Origin of the sequence: Paraburkholderia sp. J63 (assembly GCF_905220245.1) — a bacterium.
In the GTDB taxonomy this organism is placed as follows: Bacteria; Pseudomonadota; Gammaproteobacteria; order Burkholderiales; family Burkholderiaceae; genus Paraburkholderia.
This window is the reverse complement of sequence record NZ_CAJMZF010000011.1, coordinates 124,747-144,976: the sequence shown is the minus strand read 5'-3', so window position 1 is coordinate 144,976 and position 20,230 is coordinate 124,747. Positions and strand designations below refer to the sequence as shown.

Annotated in this window: 12 protein-coding genes; 6 read left to right on the top strand and 6 right to left on the bottom strand. The window is 65.6% G+C overall.

All coding sequences use genetic code 11. The features are described from left to right. Nucleotides 1–275 precede the first annotated feature (275 nt). The 4 genes from U5775_RS14645 (at nt 276) to U5775_RS14630 (ending at nt 6,801) form a co-directional block, all read left to right on the top strand. A complete protein-coding gene (locus tag U5775_RS14645; protein ID WP_322058900.1) occupies nt 276–1,322 on the top strand; it encodes an alginate lyase family protein in 1,047 nt (348 codons plus the stop codon). An 86-nt stretch (nt 1,323–1,408) separates the two neighbouring features. Then, entirely contained in the window at nt 1,409–2,797 is a 1,389-nt protein-coding gene (locus U5775_RS14640; protein ID WP_322058837.1) for an L-serine ammonia-lyase, read from the top strand. Nucleotides 2,798–2,864: 67 nt separating this feature from the next. Further along, on the top strand, nt 2,865–4,586 hold the full coding sequence (locus U5775_RS14635) for a thiamine pyrophosphate-binding protein (RefSeq protein WP_322058899.1): 1,722 nt from the start codon (nt 2,865–2,867) through the stop codon (nt 4,584–4,586). Between the two features lie 289 nt (nt 4,587–4,875). After that, the gene (locus U5775_RS14630) at nt 4,876–6,801 is read left to right on the top strand and encodes a clostripain-related cysteine peptidase (RefSeq protein ID WP_322058836.1); all 1,926 of its coding nucleotides are present in this window, start codon (nt 4,876–4,878) and stop codon (nt 6,799–6,801) included. Nucleotides 6,802–6,876: 75 nt separating this feature from the next. Here the strand turns inward: U5775_RS14630 and U5775_RS14625 are convergent, their stop codons facing one another. Further along, nucleotides 6,877–8,025 (bottom strand): branched-chain amino acid ABC transporter substrate-binding protein, encoded by a 1,149-nt coding sequence (locus U5775_RS14625; protein ID WP_322058835.1) that lies wholly within the window; start codon nt 8,023–8,025, stop codon nt 6,877–6,879. A 92-nt stretch (nt 8,026–8,117) separates the two neighbouring features. Next, a complete protein-coding gene (gene putA, locus U5775_RS14620) occupies nt 8,118–12,071 on the bottom strand; it encodes a trifunctional transcriptional regulator/proline dehydrogenase/L-glutamate gamma-semialdehyde dehydrogenase (RefSeq protein ID WP_322058834.1) in 3,954 nt (1,317 codons plus the stop codon). Nucleotides 12,072–12,358: 287 nt separating this feature from the next. On the opposite strand from putA, the gene U5775_RS14615 reads away from it, so the two are divergent. Beyond that, nucleotides 12,359–12,505 carry a hypothetical protein gene (locus U5775_RS14615; protein ID WP_322058833.1) on the top strand — a complete coding sequence of 49 codons (147 nt, stop codon included), beginning with the start codon at nt 12,359–12,361 and terminating at the stop codon, nt 12,503–12,505. Here U5775_RS14615 and U5775_RS14610 read toward each other — a convergent pair whose 3' ends face one another. Together U5775_RS14610 and hemE are read right to left on the bottom strand one after the other, a co-directional pair. Further along, a complete protein-coding gene (locus U5775_RS14610; RefSeq protein WP_322058832.1) occupies nt 12,506–14,800 on the bottom strand; it encodes a primosomal protein N' in 2,295 nt (764 codons plus the stop codon). A gap of 424 nt (nt 14,801–15,224) precedes the next feature. Further along, nucleotides 15,225–16,316, bottom strand: a complete 1,092-nt coding sequence (hemE, locus tag U5775_RS14605) for a uroporphyrinogen decarboxylase (protein ID WP_322058831.1) — start codon at nt 16,314–16,316, stop codon at nt 15,225–15,227. Nucleotides 16,317–16,721: 405 nt separating this feature from the next. On the opposite strand from hemE, the gene U5775_RS14600 reads away from it, so the two are divergent. Next, entirely contained in the window at nt 16,722–17,456 is a 735-nt protein-coding gene (locus U5775_RS14600; RefSeq protein ID WP_322058898.1) for a transporter substrate-binding domain-containing protein, read from the top strand. Between the two features lie 559 nt (nt 17,457–18,015). On the opposite strand, the gene U5775_RS14595 is transcribed toward U5775_RS14600, so the two are convergent. Then, complete coding sequence (locus U5775_RS14595) at nt 18,016–18,162, bottom strand: hypothetical protein (RefSeq protein WP_322058830.1); 147 nt, start codon at nt 18,160–18,162, stop codon at nt 18,016–18,018. Between the two features lie 153 nt (nt 18,163–18,315). Next, nucleotides 18,316–20,058: an AMP-binding protein gene (locus U5775_RS14590; protein ID WP_322058829.1), complete on the bottom strand. Its 1,743-nt coding sequence runs from the start codon at nt 20,056–20,058 to the stop codon at nt 18,316–18,318. Nucleotides 20,059–20,230 lie beyond the last annotated feature (172 nt).

Here is a 20,230-nt window from a genome sequence, read left to right as displayed (position 1 = left end):
CGCAAACCCTCGCCAAACCGTTAACATCACACACCTGTCAGCCTTGAATCAGGGAGTCGCGCATGGCGCGGAAGGTGGGAACGGCCAACGCCTGGCATGCCCCGGCGACAACAGAGCCCATGCAGGCCCGGCGGGCCACGCAAGCCTCGGGCCAGCACGCGCGCGGCGTCGCGCGCGCGTTCGAAGCGGTCTGTGGCCCCGGAACGGCGGCGAAGCCGGCTTCAGCGCGGCGGCCCCGCGCCGGGCGCGCGCTCGCCACGGCCTGGCTGGTCGGCATGAGCCTTGCGGGCCTCGGCACGGCGAATCTCGCCCATGCGGCCATGAACTTCTGCGCCGCGCCCGCGCTGCAGACGAGCGAGCGCACCAACTCCGATCCGGGCGTGAAGGCGCTCGTGGCCGAGGTCCAGGCGCACGTGAACGACGTGCCGCATCCGCTCGCGAAGCTGCATACGGAAGGCACGCTCCCGCACGAGGGTATTTACGACCAGAGCATGGAGGCCGAGAAAGAGCTCGACCTGATGCGCAACGCGGCGCTCGCCTGGCGCGCCACGAGCGACGACCGCTATCTGAAGCTCGTCGACCGCTTTCTGCTTGCGTGGGTCACGACCTATCAGCCGAGCTTCAACCCGATCGACGAAACGCGCTTCGACGCGCTGATCCTCGCCTACGACCTGACCGCGAGCGCGCTGCCCGTGAAGACGCGCAACGCGACCATGCTGTTCCTGAACAAGTTCGCGAACGGCTACATCGGCCAGGTGGACGCGCAGCCGCGCCCGCTCAAGGGCACGTTCGCGAACAACTGGCAGAGCCATCGGGTCAAGCTGATCGCGATGACGGCGTTCACGCTCGACAACCGCAAGATGATTGCGGCGGCGCAGCGGCTGTTCGTCGAGCATATCGGCGACAACGTCGCGCCCGACGGCGCGACGCTCGATTTCACCGAGCGCGACGCGTTGCACTACGTGACCTACGACCTGCAGCCGCTCGTGACGGCCGCGCTCGCCGCGCGCCGCCACAACCGCAACTGGCTGCCCGAGCGCGCGGCCAACGGCGCGACGCTCGCGAGCGCGCTGAACTGGCTCACGCCCTACGCGATGGGCGAGAAGACGCACGAGGAGTTCGTGCATTCGAGCGTGCCGTTCGACGCGAGGCGTCGCGAAGCCGGGCTGCCCGGCTACAGCGGCGACTGGGACCCGAAGAACGCCGCCGAGCTGTATCACCTGGCCGCCCGACTGGACGGCCGCTATACCCCGATCGCGCTGCATCTCGCGCCCACGCCGCCCGCGTGGCTGGCCGTCTGTCTGCCGTTGGCGGCGCGCTGAACGGCGCGTCGGGGGGAAAGCGGGCAGGCAAGCGAGTTGCGCGCGACACCCACTGAAACCGACTAGACGAAGCAGGAGCAGTACCCATGGCAGTAAGCGTTTTCGATCTCTTCAAAATCGGCATCGGGCCGTCGAGCTCGCACACGGTAGGGCCGATGCGCGCAGCGCTGATGTTCGCCGAAGGACTCGAGCGCGACGCTCTGCTCGCGTCCACGGCCTCCGTGAAGGTCGAGCTCTATGGCTCGCTCGGCGCGACCGGCAAGGGCCACGGCACCGACCGCGGCGTGATGCTCGGCCTGATGGGCGATGCGCCCGACACCGTCAACCCCGACACCATCTCCGCGCGCCTGGAAACCGTGCGCGACTCGCGCCAGCTCGCGCTGCTCGGCCGTCATCCGATCCCGTTCGTGCAGAAGGAGCACATCGCCTTTTATCGCCAGGCGCTGCCCGAGCATCCGAACGGCATGAAGCTGCGCGCGCTCGACGCCGCCGGCGCGACGCTGCGCGAAAGCACCTATCTCTCCGTGGGCGGCGGCTTCGTGGTCACCGCGGGTGCGACCAACTCCAGGGTGCTGGACGCCGTGCAGCAGCTGCCGCACGCGTTCCGCACGGGCGCCGAACTGCTCGCGCTGTGCGAATCGACGGGCAAGAGCATTGCGCAACTCATGCTCGAAAACGAGCGCGTCTGGCACAACGACGAGCAAATCCGAGCGGGCCTCCTGCGCATCTGGGACGTGATGCAGTCGTGCGTCTCGCGCGGCTGCGGCATCAACAACCCCGACGCCGAGGGCACGCTGCCCGGGCCGTTCCAGGTGAAGCGCCGCGCCGCGCAGCTCTATCGCGCGCTCACCGGCAACCCCGAGCGCGCGCTGCAGGACCCGCTCTCGATGATCGACTGGATCAACCTCTACGCGATCGCCGTGAACGAGGAAAACGCCGCGGGCGGCCGCGTCGTAACCGCGCCCACCAACGGCGCCGCGGGCATCATCCCGGCCGTGCTGCACTACTACGTGCGCTTCACGCCGGGCGCCAACGAGCAGGGCGTGATCGACTTCCTGCTCACGGCCGCCGCCATCGGCATCCTCTACAAGCTCAACGCATCGATCTCGGGCGCCGAAGTGGGCTGCCAGGGCGAAGTGGGCGTGGCCTGCTCGATGGCCGCGGGGGCGCTCGCCGCCGTGCTGGGCGGCACGCCGCAGCAGGTCGAGAACGCCGCCGAAATCGGCATGGAGCACAACCTCGGCCTCACCTGCGACCCCGTGGGCGGCATGGTGCAGATCCCCTGCATCGAGCGCAACGCGATGGCCTCGGTGAAGGCCGTGAACGCCGCGCGTATGGCGCTGCGCGGCGACGGCGCGCACTACGTCTCGCTCGACTCCGTCATCAAGACGATGCGCGAAACGGGCGCCGACATGAAGACGAAGTACAAGGAGACCTCGCGCGGCGGCCTCGCGGTGAACATCGTCGAGTGCTGATGCGCCGACGCTGAACGCACGTAACGAACCGCACGTAACAAACGAAGGAGACTCAACCATCATGCAGATGCAGCAGCCGGACGATTCAGCCCGCGTTTTCGATTCCGCGACCGTGACCGGCGCGCAGCTCGTGGTGGACGCGCTCGTCGCCAATGGCGTCGAGCGTGTGTTCTGCGTGCCCGGCGAGAGCTATCTCGCCGTGCTCGATGCGCTCTCCGACGAGACCGCGCGCATCGACACCATCGTGTGCCGCCACGAAGCCGCGGCGGCCAACATGGCGGAAGCGGTCGGCAAGCTCACGGGCAAGCCCGGCATCGCGCTCGTCACGCGCGGGCCGGGCGCGACCCATGCGGCGATCGGCGTCCACACGGCTTTTCAGGACTCCTCGCCGATGATCCTCCTGATCGGCCAGGTCGCGCGCGATCAGATGGACCGCGAGGCGTTCCAGGAGATCGACTATCGGCGCATGTTCGGGCAGATGGCGAAGTGGGTCGCACAGATCGACGACGCGCGCCGCGTGCCCGAGTATCTGAGCCACGCGTTCCACGTCGCGACGTCGGGGCGTCCGGGGCCCGTCGTGCTCGCGCTGCCCGAGGACATGCTGAGCGGCGCGATTCCCGCAGCAGAAGCGCAGCACATCGCGCCCGCGGCGCAACGCGTGCAGGCCTCGCCCTCGGCGGCGCAGATCGAACAGCTCGGCACGCTGCTCGCGAGTGCGAAAAAGCCCTTCGTGATCGCGGGCGGCCACGGCTGGACGCGCGAGGCCTGCGCGGACCTGCAGCGCTTCGTCGAGAACTGGCAGTTGCCGGTGGGCCTCGCGTTCCGCTTCCAGGACACGCTCAGCAACGATCACCCGAACTATGCGGGCGACGTGGGCCTCGGCATCAATCCGGCGCTTTCCGCGCGCATCCGCGAGGCCGACGTGCTGCTCGCGCTCGGGCCGCGTCTCGGCGAAGCCACGACGGGCGGCTACGCGCTCCTCGACATTCCGAAGACGAAGCAGACGCTCGTCCACGTGCATCAGGGCGCTGAGGAACTGGGTCGTGTCTATGCCGCCGATCTGCCGATCGTTTCGGGCCTGCCCGAGATCGCGGCGCTGCTCGCGGCTCTTGAAGCGCCTGCCGCGCCTGCATGGGCGGGCTCGGCGCAGGCCGCGCATGAGGCATATCTTGCGTGGCGCGCGCCGCGTCCCATGCCCGGCGACGTGCAGCTAGGCGAAGTCATGCAGCAGTTGCGCGCGCGCCTGCCCGACGACGCGATCGTCACGAACGGCGCGGGCAATTACGCGACCTGGCTGCATCGGCACTTTGCGTACCGGCATTTCCGCTCGCAGCTCGCGCCCACCAGCGGCGCGATGGGCTACGGCGTGCCTGCCGCGATCGCGGCGAAGTCGCTCTATCCCGGGCGCACGGTGGTCGCGCTCGCCGGTGACGGCTGCTTCATGATGTCGTCATCGGAACTTGCCACGGCGATGCAGTACGGCCTGAATATCGTGTTCATCGTCGTGAACAACTCGCACTACGGCACGATCCGCATGCATCAGGAGCGCAATTATCCGGACCGCGTGCACGGCACGCAGCTCACGAATCCGGATTTCGCGGCGTTCGCGCAGTCGTTCGGCGCGCACGGCGAAGTCGTCACGACGACGGCGCAGTTCGCTCCCGCGCTCGAGCGCGCGCTCGATGCGGGCAAGCCGGCGCTGATCGAGATTCGCGTTCCCAAGGACGCGAGTACGCCCGCCACGACGCTCACGCAAATTCGCGCGACGGCGCTGAAGGCGCAGCGGTAATCCTCCTCCACAAATCGCGCGCCGCCCGGGGAACGGGTGGCGCGCCCGTCCAGCAGCGGACGAATTCAGGCAGTCGGCGCTACCCTCGACAATCGTTGTTCGCGCACCTTGTTGCGTCTTCTCCGTCGCCACACCGACACCTCCTGCTTGCGCGGCACGGCCCAATAGCCCGCTCAAAATCCCCGTTTTTTTCATGAGGAACGTCAACACATTTAGCACTATCTGTATTTCGAGATTCGTATCACCAGAGAATTTCTTGCCCGATTAATCGATATAGCAAGGAAAACTCGTGAAGCGATTCTGGAATGCCAGATGGTGGATCAGCTTGTTGATCCCCATCTTTGTCGCAGCGTGCAGTGGAGGAAACGATTCCGAATCTACGTCCACCGATCCAGCTCAGGCCGCAGCCACAGTGATGATCTACATGGTCGGGTCGGACCTGGAAACCAAGTACGACTCTGCGACGAACAACCTGAAGCAGCTTCTTGCGGCGTCTTCGTCACAGGACGTCAATATCGTTCTCACGACGGGCGGCGCAAACAAGGCCGATCCGAATGACCTCGTTACCAACTGGCGCGTAGTGCGGCGCTACCTCGTCCACGACGGCAAGCTGCAGTTGCTGGCCGAGCTGGGCACGCCGAGCATGGTCGAATCTGCCACGCTTTCCGATTTCATAGTCTGGTCCAAAAAGAACTATCCCGCGAAAAACTATCGCCTCGTGCTGTGGGATCATGGCGGGGGCTACCAGGGTTTCGCCACCGACGAAATGTTCCCCGCTTCGTACACCATGAGCTTGCCGAAGCTTCAGCAAGCGCTCAGTGACGCGCACGCGCAGTCCGGCATCCATTTCGATCTGATCGGATTCGACGCGTGCCTGATGGCGGAGGCAGAAGTTGCGAACGCACTGGCGCCCTACGCCGATTATCTTGCCGGCTCCGAGGAGCTCGAGCCGGGTACCGGGTGGAATTACGAGGCGGCATTTTCAGCGCTCGCCGACCAGCCCTCGATGAGCGGACTCCAGTTCGGCCGCATCATCGCCGACACCTACCTCGCCGGGCAGAAAAGCGACGCCGACGCCGCCGAGGCAGAGGGCGCGCTGGCTCGCGGCGATGCGTTCGTCACCTTTTCGGTCATCAGGCTCAACCAGATCGCCAATCTCATGGAGACGCTGAAGACTTTCAGTACCGAACTTGCCGCATATGCCCAACAATCCCCGGCCAACTGGGTGCGTATCGCGAACGAGCGCACGCTCACGTCGAGCTTCGGGGCGCAGGACAACGAAAACCTGATGTTCGACACGGCCGATCTGGGCGTGTTCGCCAACCGCCTCGCGGCGGCGAACATCATTCCCGAGGCCAGCCAAAGCGTTGCCGCAGCCGTGAGCCAGGCCGTGGCCTACCGTGACAATGGCCCGCTCGCCTCCGTCACGACCGGCATGAGCATCTACTTCCCGTCGCTCAAACTGAAGCCGACGTTGCTAACCGACACCTATGCGCCGCTCGATTTTCCTCAGGAGTACAAGACGCTTCTGCAGAACTACGTGAAGTATGCAGACCTGCAAACGTCGTTGATCTCGATCGACGCGAGTCATTCGAGCGGCACCACACTCGCTGCGGTGCTGAAAAGCACATTCGGCACGAAATACGCGGTGCTCATGCGGTCGGAGCCGGCAGCGACGCCGAACGTCGTGCGCCTGCTCGCGGCACAACCGCTTGACTTGACCGGAAACGGGATGGAAGTGAAATCGAATGTCAGTACCGGCTGGCCAATGCTCAACGGCCATGCGGTTGTTCTCGACCCGCTCGGCGCGGAAACCCGCGAGGTCAATGGTGTCGATAAGTCCATCACGTCCTACGGCCTCAACGTTTACGTGAACGATCAATCGGCCCAGCTGATCTTTGAAAAGGATCCCGACACAGGCAACGTACGCTACGTCACGGCCTGGGATCTTCAGAGTCAAGGGTCGTCTGCCGTAGCGGATCGGGTCACCATCGACCTCAAACCGACCGATCAGATTACGCTCGTGAACTACACCTACGACGTCGCCAAGCAGCAATACGACGAGGCGACCAGGTCTCCCAACAGCTTTGCCGCGGGCCAGATGGCGTTGACGTATGCGAACGCCACGCCAGGCGCCGGCGACGTACGTCTCATGGTCACCGACTTCCGCTCGGTACTGAAGTTGTCGGACCCGCTTCCTGTTCAGTTGCAGTAAAAAAACAAAGCCCCGCAGGCTTCAAAACCTGCGGGGCTTTTCACATCAACAGCGAATCAGCTGCAAATCAGGCGCTTACTTCCCGCCCACGCTCTGCAGCGTCGTCCACTTGCCGTCGACAACCTTGTACAGCGTGATGCCGCCGTTCTTCAGGTCGCCCTTCGAGTCGTACGCGAGATCCTTCGTCGTCACGGCCGGCATGCTGGTCTTCGCGAGGAACGGCAAGTACTTCGCCGGGTCCGTCGAGTTCGCTGCCTTCATGGCCGTGAACATCGCCATCGCGCCGTCGTAGGCGTACGGCGAGTAGGTCTGAACGTCTTCACCGAAGCGCTTCTTGTACTTCGCGACATAGGCGCTGCCGCCCGGCATTTCGTCCATCGGCAGGCCCGCGAGCGATGCCACCGTGCCGTTCGCCGCGTCACCGGCGATCTTCAGGAAGGTCGGCGTGTGCACCATTTCGCCGCCCATCAGCGGTGCCGTGATACCCAGCGACTTCATCTGCTTGACCATCGGGCCGGCTTGCGAGTCGGCGCCGCCGTAGTAGATCAGATCCGGCTTCTGCGCCTTCAGCTTGGTCAGGATCGACTTGAAGTCCACGGCCTTGTCGTTCGTGTACTCGCGGTCGATGATCGTGCCGCCCGCTTCCTTCGCAGCCTTCGCGAACTGGTCGGCGAGACCCTGGCCGTAGGCCGTGCGATCGTCAACCACGGCGATCTTCTTCATGCCCAGGCTCTTCACCGCGAACGTGCCCGCCACCGAACCTTGCTGCGTGTCCGAGGTCATCATTCGGAACGTCGTCTTGAAGCCTTGCTGCGTGTATTCCGGCGCCGTCGCCATCGCGATTTCGGGGATGCCCGCGTTCGCGTAGATGCGCGAAGCCGGGATCGTCGTGCCCGAGTTGAAGTGGCCGAGCATGCCCTTGATGCCGTCGTCCACGAGCTTCTGCGCGACCGTGGTGCCCGTGCGCGGGTCGGCCTGGTCGTCGGCGGAATCCAGCACGAAGTGCACCGGCTTGCCGCCGATCACCGGCTTGGTCGCGTTCATGTCTTCGACCGCGAGCGTGATGCCGTTCTGGAAGTCCTTGCCGTAGTGCGCCTGCGCGCCCGTCATCGGGCCGGCGAAACCAATCTTGACGTCCTCGGCTTGTTGCGCGTGTGCCGTCCCCGCCAGCGACAGTGCAGCGACCAGCGTTGCGCCTGCCAGCTGTTTCATCGTGTGTTGCATCTTTTCTCCTTGGTACCTGGTATCGAATGAGCGGCTTCGGCTCGCGCCTGCCGCTTCCTTGTCCTTAAGACGGTCGACAGTATGGCCTCTGCCTAGCCAATCGTCATCAGGTTTGCATTGCCGCCTGCCGCGGCAGTGTTCACGCTCACCGAACGCTCCGTGAGCAGACGTTCGAGCGCGTAGTCTTCGTCGCCGTTGGCGAGCGCATGCGCCGCCACGCCCTGCACCGAGACGATCGGGCCGCCGCGCCTGGCCACTTCCTTCACGAGACCGAGCAGCTCGTCGCTGTCGCCTTCGAAGAGCACGGCGTCAAATTCGGCGTCGGCGCTCTTCTTGATCGCGACGTGCGCCTTGAGCGCCGCCGGCAGCGCACTCACGAGCGCTTCGCCCGCCGCGCCCTGGAACAGCGCTTGGTTGCCCGTGGCCAGCACGACCGCGAGCTGCGCTCGCGCGCCCGTCGGCGTGGAGGCCACGCACAGCACCGTGCCGCGCGCCGACAGCGTGTAGGTGTTGCGCTCGCCCGTCGGGCCCGGCAGCACGGCCGTTGCGCCCGCAAGCACGTATTGCAGATAGCCGTCGCAGCGTGCCGCGAGTGCCGGCTCGCGCTCGGCGATGAGCCAGTCGCGCAGCGCCGTGAGCGTCGCATGAGCCGACAGCGGCGCCGATTGCGGCGCGCCGTTTGCCTCTTGCGGCGCATCCACCACGAGCGCCTTCGAGAGCGACTGCGGCAGACCCGCCGGACGCTTGGCCAGGAGACGCGAGAGATACAGCGCGCCACCCGCCTTCGGTCCCGTGCCCGAGAGCCCTTCGCCGCCGAACGGCTGCACGCCCACCACCGCGCCGATCACGTTGCGGTTCACGTAGATATTGCCCACATGCGCGCGGCCGATCACATGCGCGATGGTTTCGTCGATACGCGTATGGATGCCGAGCGTGAGCCCGTAGCCCGTCGCGCGAATCTGCTCGAGCAGCTTGTCGAGCTGGCTGCGGCGATAGCGGATCACGTGCAGCACCGGCCCGAACACTTCGCGCTTGAGCTCGTCGAGGCTATCGATTTCGATCAGCGTCGGCGGCACGAAAGTACCCGCCGCGCAGCTCTCCGCCATCGGCATCTGCGTGACCTTGCGGCCCTTCTCGCGCATCGCGCCGATATGCGTGTCGATGCCGCGCTTCGCCTCCATGTCGATCACGGGGCCCACGTCGGCCGAGAGGCGATCGGGGTTGCCCACCGCGAGTTCCTTCATCGCGCCCGTGAGCATTTCGAGCGTGCGCTCGGCCACGTCTTCCTGGAGGCACAGCACGCGCAGTGCGGAACAGCGCTGGCCCGCCGAGTCGAACGCGCTTTGCAGCACGTCGGCCACGACCTGCTCCGCGAGCGCCGACGAATCGACGATCATCGCGTTCTGGCCGCCCGTTTCGGCGATCAGCGGAATCGGACGGCCATCCGAATCGAGTCGCTGCGAAAGCGTCTTGTTGATGAGGCGCGCGACTTCGGTCGAGCCAGTGAACATCACGGCGCGCGTGCGCGCATCGGCCACCAGCGCGGCGCCAACCGTTTCGCCGTCGCCGGGCAGCAGTTGCACGGCGCCTGCGGGCACGCCCGCTTCGCGCAGGATGCGCACGGCCTGGGCAGCGATCAGCGGCGTCTGCTCCGCGGGCTTCGCGAGCACCGTGTTGCCGGCGGCCAGCGCGGCGGCCACCTGGCCCATGAAGATCGCCAGCGGGAAGTTCCACGGGCTGATGCACACCACGGGGCCGAGCGGACGATGCGTGTCGTTCGAGAATTCTTCGCGGATCTGCGTCGAGTAATAGCGCAGGAAGTCGATGGCCTCGCGGATTTCCGCGACGGCGTTCGGCAGCGACTTGCCCGCTTCGCGCACGATCAGGCCCATCAGCGTATGCATCTGCGCTTCGAGCAGGTCGGCGGCGCGCGCGAGGCAGTCGGCGCGTGCTTCCACGGGCGTGGCCTGCCAGATCGGCGCGGTGGACACGGCGTGCGAGAGCGCGGCGCTCACGTGCTCGCTCGTTGCTTCCACAACGGTCCCGACGAGATCGCGATGATCAGACGGATTGCGCACGTCGCGTGCGGTGCCCTCGGCGAGATCGACGTCGGCGAGCATCGGCGCGGCACGCCACGGATGATGCGCGCTCGCGAGCAGCGCCGACGACAGCGAGGCAAGGCGATGCTCGTTCGAAAGATCGAGGCCCATCGAATTCTGGCGCTCGTTGCCAAAGAGATGGCGCGGCAGCGGAATCTTCGCATGCGGCGCGCCCACCGGCACAACCTTCGCGGCTTCGTCGATGGGGTTCGCCACCAGCTCGCTCACCGGCACGGTTTCGTCGGCGATGCGGTTCACGAACGAGGTGTTCGCGCCGTTTTCGAGCAGGCGGCGCACGAGGTACGCGAGCAGCGTCTCATGCGTGCCGACCGGCGCGTAGACGCGGCACGGGCGGTTGAGCTTGCCCTGCGAGACCGGGCCCGTGACTTCTTCGTAGAGCGGCTCGCCCATGCCGTGCAGGCACTGGAATTCGTACTGGCCGGGATAGTAGTTCTGGCCCGCGAGGTGATAGATCGCCGAGAGCGTGTACGCGTTGTGCGTGGCGAACTGCGGATACACGGCATCGGGCGCGTTCAGCAGCCGCTTCGCGCAGGCGATGTACGAGACGTCGGTGTAGATCTTGCGCGTGTAGACGGGATAGCCTTCGAGGCCATCGACTTGCGCGCGCTTGATTTCCGTATCCCAGTACGCGCCCTTCACGAGGCGCACCATGATGCGGTGACGGCTGCGGCGCGCGAGATCGACGATGTAGTCGATCACGAACGGGCAGCGCTTCTGGTAGGCCTGCACCACGAAGCCGATGCCGTTCCAGCCCGCGAGCTCCGGATCGAAGCACAGCGCTTCGAGCAGGTCGAGCGAGAGTTCGAGGCGGTCGGCTTCTTCGGCGTCGATATTGAGGCCGATGTCGTAGCGGCGCGCGAGCACGGCGAGCGCGCGCACGCGCGGCAGCAGCTCGCTCATCGTGCGTTCCTGCTGCGCGCGCGAATAGCGCGGATGCAGCGCGGAGAGCTTGATCGAAATGCCGGGGCCTTCGTAGATGCCGCGTCCGCCCGCAGCCTTGCCGATCGCGTGGATCGCCTGCTCGTAGGACGCGTAGTAGCGCTGCGCATCGGCTTCGGTGGTGGCCGCTTCGCCGAGCATGTCGTACGAGTAGCGGAAGCCGCGCGCTTCGAACTTGCGGCTGTTGGCGAGCGCTTCGGAGATGTTCTCGCCCGTGACGAACTGCTCGCCCATCAGGCGCATCGCCATGTCAACGCCCTTGCGGATCAGCGGCTCGCCGCCCTTGCCGATCATGCGCGTGAGCGCCGACGAAAGGCCGGTTTCGCTATTCGTCGTGACCAGCTTGCCGGTGATCATGAGGCCCCAGGTCGCGGCGTTCACGAACAGCGACGGCGCGTGGCCCACGTGCGATTTCCAGTCGCCCTTGCTGATCTTGTCGCGAATGAGCGCGTCGCGCGTGGCGCGGTCGGGAATGCGCAGCAGGGCTTCGGCGAGGCACATCAGCGCGACGCCTTCCTGGCTCGAGAGCGAAAACTCGTGGATCAGCCCTTCGACGCCGCCGCCGGTGCCCTTGGCGCGCAGCGTCTCGACGAGCTTCGTCGCGAGCTTGGTGACGTCGCCGGTGAGGTGCGCGGGCAGCTTCGCCTCGCCGATCAGGAACGGCACGCACTCGGGTTCGGGGCGGCGGTACGCGGCCGTAATCGCCGCGCGCAGCACCGATTGCGGTTGCACGTTCTGGGCGAATTCGAGGAACGGGTGCGACGCCGCTTCTTCGTCGTTATCGCCGGTTGCGCCCTCGCCGAGATCGGCGGCGCTCACGTGGCCGTTCAGCTCAGGCGGCAACTGGCCGTGCTCGATCTTCTCGAGATAGGCAAAGATCGCCTGCTTGATGAGCCAGTGCGGGGTGCGCTCGAGGCGCGTGGCGGCATCTTTGAGCCGCGAGCGGAGCAGGTCATCGACCTTGACGCCAAGGGTAGTGCTAGCCATGTTTCCTTCGTATGCCGGCTGACCCGCACCGGCGAAAGACCAAAAAGTTGGCGAATCGTACCGCTCCAAATAAAAAGGTGCAACCATCTGACGCACTTGGTTGCACCCTTCGCGAAGCCTTGTGGGACGTGGGTTTGCGGCCAGTGCCCGCCGGCAAAGGCTCAAGCGTTGCACTCGGTATTTTCCCTGGCCCGCAACAGTCAGGTGAACCCTAATCGATTCCGTCGCCGCGCCGTTATACAAACATCACGGGGGCCGATCATCGAATCTGGCGCGAGGACCGAAAAATGGAAAAATGGCTGGTAGTGGCGGGTGTGTGGTTCATGTGCGCGCTGTGCGCCGTGTTGTTCATTCGCGGCGCGACGGCGCCGGCCACGCGCAAAGTGCGCGTGCGGGACGGGCGTGGGGATCCGTTCCATCCCGCGCGGCACTGATCAAATATCGAGCGGATCGACTTCGAGATTCCAGCGCAGCACGCCCCGCAAGGCGCGCAGCGCCGGTTGCCACGCCCGCAGCGTCGCCTGCAGGGCGGCGCGCGACTGGCTCTCCACGAGTAGCTGCGCGCGATGCACGTTCATCACCTTCACGATGGTGAGCGGCACGGCGTCGTAGGCGGTGACGCGCCCGGCGGCCGGGATCGCCGTGAGCGCCTGCGCGGCTTCGGCGAGAAACGCCAGCGCCGTCTCCAGCGTGCGGCCTTCGGCGCGTAGCAACGCCTGATAGACGAACGGCGGCAGATGCGCGTCGCGGCGCTCGGCAATCTGCGAATTCGCAAAACCGACGTAGTCGTGGCGCGCCAGCGCGTGATAGATCGCGTGACGCGGGTAGCGCGTCTGCACGATCACTTCGCCCGGCAAGCCCGCCCGTCCCGCGCGGCCGCTCACCTGCATCAGCTGCGCGAACAAGCGCTCGCTCGCCCGGAAATCGTGCGAAAAGAGCGCGTTATCGGCATTGAGCACGCCCACGAGCGAGACGCGCTGGAAGTCGTGCCCTTTCGCGATCATCTGCGTACCCACGAGGATGTCGACGTCGCCGGCGTGGACGTCGGAGAACAGCGCCTGCGCGCTGCCCTTGCGGCGCGTGCTGTCGGCGTCGATGCGCAGCACCCGCGCGCCCGGCACCGCGCTCGCGAGCGCCTCCTCGATGCGCTGCGTACCGCGGCCCATCGGCGCGATATCGACGTTGCCGCACTCGGGACATGAATGCGGGATGCGCGATTCCCAGCCGCAATGGTGGCAGCGCAGCGCCCGCTCGGGCTTGTGCAGCACTACGTAGGCGCTGCAGCGCGGACAGCCCGCCACCCAGCCGCAGGCGTCGCACGAGAGCACGGGCGCGTAGCCGCGCCGGTTCAGGAAAACGAGGCTTTGCTCGCCGCGCTCGAGGCGGGCCTTCATCGCCGCGATCAGCGGACCGGTCAAGCCCTCGAACGACGCGCGGCCGCGCCGGCGCTCCTCTTCCAGATCGATGAGCTTCACGCTCGGCAGCACCGCATCGGCGATGGCCCGGCGCGAGAGCGTGAGGCGCGTATAGCGGCCCTGCTCGGCCTGCCACCAGCTTTCGAGCGACGGCGTGGCCGAGCCCAGCACCACGGGCACGCCAAGCTGCTTCGCCCGCCATACGGCCAGATCGCGCGCCGAATAGCGCAGCCCTTCCTGCTGCTTGTAGGCGGGGTCGTGCTCCTCGTCCACCACGAGCATGGCCAGGCGCGGCAGCGAGGCCATCACGGCGAGGCGCGTGCCCAGCACGATGCGCGCGCGGCCCGTATGCGCGGCGAGCCAATGGTGCGCGCGCTCGCCTTCCGCGAGGCCACTGTGCAGCGTGACGATGGCGTCGTCGGGCAGCACGCCCGCAAAGCGCGTGCGGAACGCCGCCTCGAACTGCGGCGTGAGGTTGATTTCCGGCACGAGAACGAGCGCCTGGGCGTCCGGCTCGCGTTCGAGCAGGCCCGACAGCGCGCGCAGATAGACCTCGGTCTTGCCGCTGCCGGTCACGCCGTGGAGCAGAAAGGGCGCGAAGCCGCGCGCCTCGAGGATCGCCTCGACGGCCTCAGCCTGCTCGCCGCTCAACTGATGCAATGCCGCCGCCGCGATGGCGCCTTCGGTGGCGTAACCGGGGCTTGCGGCGCCATCGGCATCGTTTGCTCCGGACGAGCGCCCTGCTTCGCCAAACGCCACGCGTTCGTATTCGACCCAGCCCGCCTCGCGCCACGATTCGAGCGTGGCAGCCGCCTTCGGGTGCAGCGCGCGGGCATCGGCAAGATCGAGCTCGCCCGCGTCCAGCAAAGCCTGCGCAAGCCGCCGCAACGCCTGCGCGCGCGCGGGCAGCGCGTCGGGCAGCGCCTCGCGTCCCGCCGGCAGCAACCGGTAGCGCTCCTCGGGTGCGAGCAGGCGCGGCCAGCGCGCCGGATCGCGCAGCGCCTGCGGCAGCGCCGGCAGCGCGACTTCGCCCATTCCCCGCTGATAGTAGTCGGCGGCAAAGCCCGCGAGCGCAAGCCATTGCGGCGAAAGCGGCGGCAAGTCCGCGCAGACGGCGCTCACGTCGCGCAGCTTGTTGGCGGGCACCTCGCTGTGAGCGCTCACTTCGCAGATCAACCCCACCGCCTCGCGGCGGCCGAACGGCACGCGCACCAGCATGCCGGGCTGCGGCACCGGGCCGTCGGACGGATAGCGGTAGTCGTAAAGGGCGGGCAGCGGATGATCGAGCGCCACGCGCACGAAGCATGGCGTCATGCGGGGCCCCGCTGGAGACGGCGTAAACACCATGGGTCGGCGTACCGACGGCCGAAGTTAAAGTAGAACTTCACTTTCCGCGCTAAGTTTTGAATTCCGCAGAACAATCGCGCTCCCTGCGCCGCGCCTGTGGATAACTTTGTTAAGAACTTGGCCGCCGCGCCTTGCCGGCCCGGCTTCGGGGTCATTATGTGGGACACCGCACAAATCGCCGTGGAGCGCCGAAACCCTTATCTGTCAAGGGCCCGAATGATTGCTCTCAAGCCCCGCTGACGCCATGCGGCAATATTTCCCTCTTGCGCGCCGCAACGAGGTAAGTGTGTATAAGTCAAGTCTTGACAGCGGCGCAATGGCATCTGGATGGCCTCTTGAGCGACGCTGGACCCTGATACCCAGAGCCCAGTTCGCTGCGCCGCAACAGAAATCACGCCGCAGGAGCGCGCAAAGCCCGGCTGTGGCGATGCACTTCGTCGACCAGTTCGGCGACGTTTTCGGGCGGCGTGAACTGCGAAATACCGTGTCCGAGATTGAACACGTGGCCCGGATGCGCGCCGAAGCTGTCGAGTACCGCGCGCGCCTGCTCGCGGATCGCCGCCGGCGAGGCGAACAGCACCGTCGGATCGAGGTTGCCCTGGAGCGCCACGCGCTCGCCCACGCGCTCGCGCGCGCGGCCCAGGTTGACGGTCCAGTCGAGCCCGACCGCATCGACGCCCGTTTCGGCGATCTCGTCGAGCCACAGGCCGCCGCCCTTCGTGAAGGTGATGACGGGCACGCGCTCGCCGTCGTGCTCGCGCTTGAGCTGCGCCACCACGCGCTTGATCCAGGCCAGCGAGAAGCGCTGATAGATGCCGTCCGCGAGCGCGCCGCCCCAGGTGTCGAAAATCATGACGGCTTGTGCGCCGGCTTCGATCTGCGCGTTGAGATACGCAGCCACGGCCTGCGCGTTGATCTCGAGAATGCGCTCCATCAGATCGGGGCGCGCGTAGAGCATCGACTTCACGGTACGGAAGTCGTCCGAGCCGCCGCCCTCGACCATATAGCAGGCGAGCGTCCAGGGGCTGCCCGAGAAGCCGATGAGCGGCACGCGCTGGCGCCCTTGCGCGTCGGTGAGCGCGCGGCGGATCTCGCGCACGGCATCGGTCACATAGCCGAGCGTCGCGCCGATGTCGGGCACCGCGAGCTTCGCGACGTCCTCTTCGCTGCGCACCGGATGCGCGAACTTCGGCCCTTCGCCCGCCTGGAACGACAGGCCGAGACCCATCGCGTCGGGAATCGTGAGGATGTCCGAGAACAGGATCGCGGCGTCGAGCGGATAGCGCTCGAGCGGCTGCAGCGTCACCTCGGTCGCATAGTCGGGGTTCTTGGCGAGGCCAAGAAAACTGCCCGCGCGGCTGCGCGTGGCGTTGTACTCCGGCAGATAGCGGCCCGCCTGGCGCATGAGCCAGATCGGTGTGTATTCGGTCGGCTGACGCAGCAAGGCGCGCAGGAAAGTGTCGTTCAGGAGAGTGTGGGCCACGAGCTGAGGCGCTTGTCGCGCGAGATTCGAAAGCAGACGGCCATTCTACCGGAGCGGCCGCCGCGACATGGCGCTGATGACCGGGATAAGCACCGCGCGCCGCGCTCGGCGCATGCAGACCTCTCGCGCCAAGACTGAATCGCGCGCGCCTTTCGCATCCGCGCCAACCAGGTCAGTCCATGCTTAACGCGTGCATTTGCGCGGGCTATGATCGGAAGCCTTTCCGATCCATTACGCCCCTGCATCGAGACATCCACCGGGACACCCATAAAGGAAGAGGAGACATTCAGCATGACCCAAAAGAAGAACGCTGCCGCCACCTGCTCGTTGATCGCCGCGCTTGTCGCGAGTCTCGCCGGAACGCCTGACGCATTCGCCGAAGGCGTCGCTGCACAGGACGTGGCCATGCCGGGCGCCACGGCACCTGGCAGCGCCGCCCCTTCGCGGCTCGACGAAGTGCTCTCGCGCGGCACGCTGCGCGCGTGCACGACGGGCGACTACAAGCCCTACTCGTTCTACAAGCCGGACGGCACCTTCGAAGGCATCGACATCGACATGACCGAGTCGCTCGCGAAGTCGCTGGGCGTGAAGGCCGAGTTCGTGAAGACGACGTGGTCGAACCTCATGAACGATTTCCTCGCGAAATGCGATGTCGCGGTGGGCGGCGTGTCGACTTCGCTGGAGCGGCAGAAGCGCGCATTCTTTACCGAGCCCTATCAGGTCGACGGCAAGACACCCATTGTGCGCTGCGATGACGTGAACAAGTACCAGACCGTCGCGCAGATCGACCAGCCATCGACGCGCGTGATCGTGAATCCGGGCGGCACGAACGAGCGCTTCGCGAAGCAGTTTTTCCCGCACGCGAAGCTCACCGTTTATCCGGACAACGTGACGATCTTCAAGCAGATCCTCGCGGGCAAAGCGGACGTGATGGTCACCGACGCTTCCGAAACGCTACTGCAGCAAAAGCTCAATCCGGGGCTGTGCTCGGTGCATCCCGACAAGCCGTTCCAGTATGGCGAGAAGGCATGGATGGTGCCGCGCGGCGACGTGGTGTTCCAGCAATATGTCGATCAGTGGCTGCATCTCGCGCGCGAGAGCGGCGAGTATCAGGCGATCTCGGACAAATGGCTCAAGTAATGTGAAGGGGCGATAGCGGGCGCCGGGACGCACTTCCGGCGCAGCGTCATTCGTCAAACCATATGAGGAGTTGCAACCACTCGTTGCAGTGCGATATGAGCCATCCTTGCATCGCACGCATGGATTCCTCATCGAATGCCTGCTGCATCTGCGTAAGAGATTGGCGTTTTCATGCGCTGGACTTCCCGCGATGCCCATAGACCGGGGCTTTCTTCATGCAAGAGGAATGACGCATTGAACATCCGTTTTCGCATTGTCCGAGAACAATAAAAAACGCCGGTAAAAATGACTTTCGCAAAACGATCAGGATGGCAAAAAGACCTGCAGCGCCTTATCTGACGGGCGTTACAACCTGAAACACTTTGTTACCGCGAACGTCGATTAATTCGCCCACAATGCCTTCAACGGTTTCAACACGGATGTGGTTCGGTGCGAGTGTGAGCGGACACGATACACCAGCCGGTCGGCGTCATGCCGAAGCCCTCCTTGGGGCATCCTTGTTGGAGCCGTAACCGGCGTTTTGGCTGTTGAACCCGGCTCCTCTTTTGGTCTCCTCGCGCTAACCCCGTAGCGTGTGGTTTTTAGCGGGCTCCAGGCCCGCTTTTTTTTCGCCCATTTTTTCCTTTCCCGCACTTTTCGTCATCGGTTTGTTGCGACGGCAGGAATAATCGCGCGCACCAATTTCCTGATCGGAATTCATTGTCATTTAGCTTTCGGCGTTAGCCATCGCCGTTAATCCATCACCAAGCCAATTCGTCGGCCAATTCATTCGGTATCCAAAGCATTAGGGTTTTTATCGACTTTGGCGCGCATTCGCTGTTGCGCGGCGGCACACTCGCACCGCCGCGCGACATCGGCATCAAGCGGTCTTTTGCTCGCTGATTTTCAGTTCGTCGATCATCTGCGACCGCATCACGAACTTCTGCACTTTGCCCGTCACCGTCATCGGCATTTCGTCGACGAAGCGGATGTACTTCGGGATCTTGTAGTGGGCGATTTGCCCCTGGCAAAACGCCTGGATCTCCTCGGGCGTGGCGGCTTCGCCCGGACGCAGCACGATCCACGCGCACACTTCTTCGCCGTACTTCGCATCGGGCACGCCGAACACCTGCACCGACTGCACCTTCGGATGACGGAACAGGAACTCCTCGATCTCGCGCGGATAGATGTTCTCGCCGCCGCGGATCAGCATGTCCTTCAGGCGCCCGACGATGTTGCAGTAGCCCTCGGCATCGAGCGTCGCGAGGTCGCCCGTATGCATCCAGCCGTCGACGATCGCTTCGGCCGTCTTCGCTTCGTCGTCCCAGTAGCCGCGCATCACCGAGTAGCCCTTCGTGCAGAGCTCGCCCGTCTCGCCCACGGGCACGATATTGCCGAGCGCATCGACGATCTTCACTTCGAGATGCGGCTGAATGCGCCCCACCGTGGTCGTGCGCTTGTCGAGCGGGTCGGTCGTCGCGCTCTGGAACGACACGGGGCTCGTCTCGGTCATGCCGTAGGCGATGGTGATCTCGGCGAGATGCATCTTCGAGACCACGCGCTTCATCGTTTCGATCGGGCACGGCGAGCCCGCCATGATGCCCGTGCGCAACCGCGTGAGATCGAAGCTCGCGAAGTCGGGATGATCGAGCTCGGCGATGAACATCGTTGGCACGCCGTGCAGCGCCGTGCAGCGCTCCTCGGCCACCGCCGCGAGCGTCGCGCGCGGATCGAAGGCCTCGCCGGGGAACACCATGGTCGCGCCCACCGATACGCATGCGAGCACCGCGAGCACCATGCCGAAGCAGTGATAGAGCGGCACCGGGATGCAGAGCGAGTCGTCTTCGGTGAGCCGCATCGCCATGGCGATGAAGCGCCCGTTGTTGAGCACGTTGCGGTGCGTGAGCGTGGCGCCCTTCGGGTTGCCCGTGGTGCCGCTCGTGAACTGGATGTTGATGGGATCGTCGGCGGTGAGCGGCGCGCCGATCGCGTCGAGTTCGGCGTTGCCGTCGCGCTCGAGCCGCTCTCGCCCCGCTTCGATCAGCTCGCTGAAATTCAGCATGCCGGGCGTTTCGGTGTCGCACATGCGGATCACCGCACGCAGCCCGGGCAGCTTCGCCGCATGCAGATCGCCCGGCGTCGCGCTCGCGAGCTCGGGCGCGAGCGCCTGCAGCATCTCCAGATACTTCGACGTCTTGAAGCTCTCCGCCGCGACGACGGCCTTGCAGCCGACCTTGTTCAGCGCGTATTCGAGTTCGGCCAGCCGGTAGGCCGGGTTGATGTTGACCAGCACCGCGCCGATGCGCGCCGTGGCGAACTGCGTGAGCAGCCACTCGAAGCGATTGGGCGACCAGATGCCGACGCGATCGCCCGGCACGATGCCGAGCGAGAGGAAACCGGCGGCGACGACGTCCACTTCGTCGGCAAACTCGCGCCAGGTCCAGCGGATGTCCTGCTCGCGAAACACCACTGCGGGACGCTCGGGAAAGCGCCGCGCGGTCTCTTGCAGGAAAGTGCCGATCGTTGCATCGGAAAGCGGCGTAGTAGTCTCGCCGCGCACGTAGGAAAGCCCGTCTTTCGGCGCGATGAGCGCCTCGCGCGCACCTGCTGCGTCGATTGCCATGATGGCTGTCTCCCCGGGAGTCCCGCTCCCGATTGAAATGGATTTGAAAACCATTGTGCCACCGTGCGCGCGGCCGGCAGCATCAAGTTTTACCCGCAGCGCATGGGCTGCGGGCCACGCCTGCGAGCGTTGCGCCGGCAGGCACGAAGGCATGATTTCGCATTACCTTTCC

Excerpts from the sequence above, each read along its gene's own strand:
- U5775_RS14645 (WP_322058900.1), top strand. The coding sequence starts at position 276 with ATGAGCCTTGCGGGCCTCGGCACGGCGAATCTCGCCCATGCGGCCATG.
- U5775_RS14640 (WP_322058837.1), top strand. The coding sequence starts at position 1,409 with ATGGCAGTAAGCGTTTTCGATCTCTTCAAAATCGGCATCGGGCCGTCG.
- U5775_RS14635 (WP_322058899.1), top strand. The coding sequence starts at position 2,865 with ATGCAGCAGCCGGACGATTCAGCCCGCGTTTTCGATTCCGCGACCGTG.
- U5775_RS14625 (WP_322058835.1), bottom strand. The coding sequence starts at position 8,025 with ATGCAACACACGATGAAACAGCTGGCAGGCGCAACGCTGGTCGCTGCA.
- putA (WP_322058834.1), bottom strand. The coding sequence starts at position 12,071 with ATGGCTAGCACTACCCTTGGCGTCAAGGTCGATGACCTGCTCCGCTCG.
- U5775_RS14615 (WP_322058833.1), top strand. The coding sequence starts at position 12,359 with ATGGAAAAATGGCTGGTAGTGGCGGGTGTGTGGTTCATGTGCGCGCTG.
- U5775_RS14610 (WP_322058832.1), bottom strand. The coding sequence starts at position 14,800 with ATGACGCCATGCTTCGTGCGCGTGGCGCTCGATCATCCGCTGCCCGCC.
- U5775_RS14600 (WP_322058898.1), top strand. The coding sequence starts at position 16,722 with ATGCCGGGCGCCACGGCACCTGGCAGCGCCGCCCCTTCGCGGCTCGAC.
- U5775_RS14595 (WP_322058830.1), bottom strand. The coding sequence starts at position 18,162 with ATGACAATGAATTCCGATCAGGAAATTGGTGCGCGCGATTATTCCTGC.
- U5775_RS14590 (WP_322058829.1), bottom strand. The coding sequence starts at position 20,058 with ATGGCAATCGACGCAGCAGGTGCGCGCGAGGCGCTCATCGCGCCGAAA.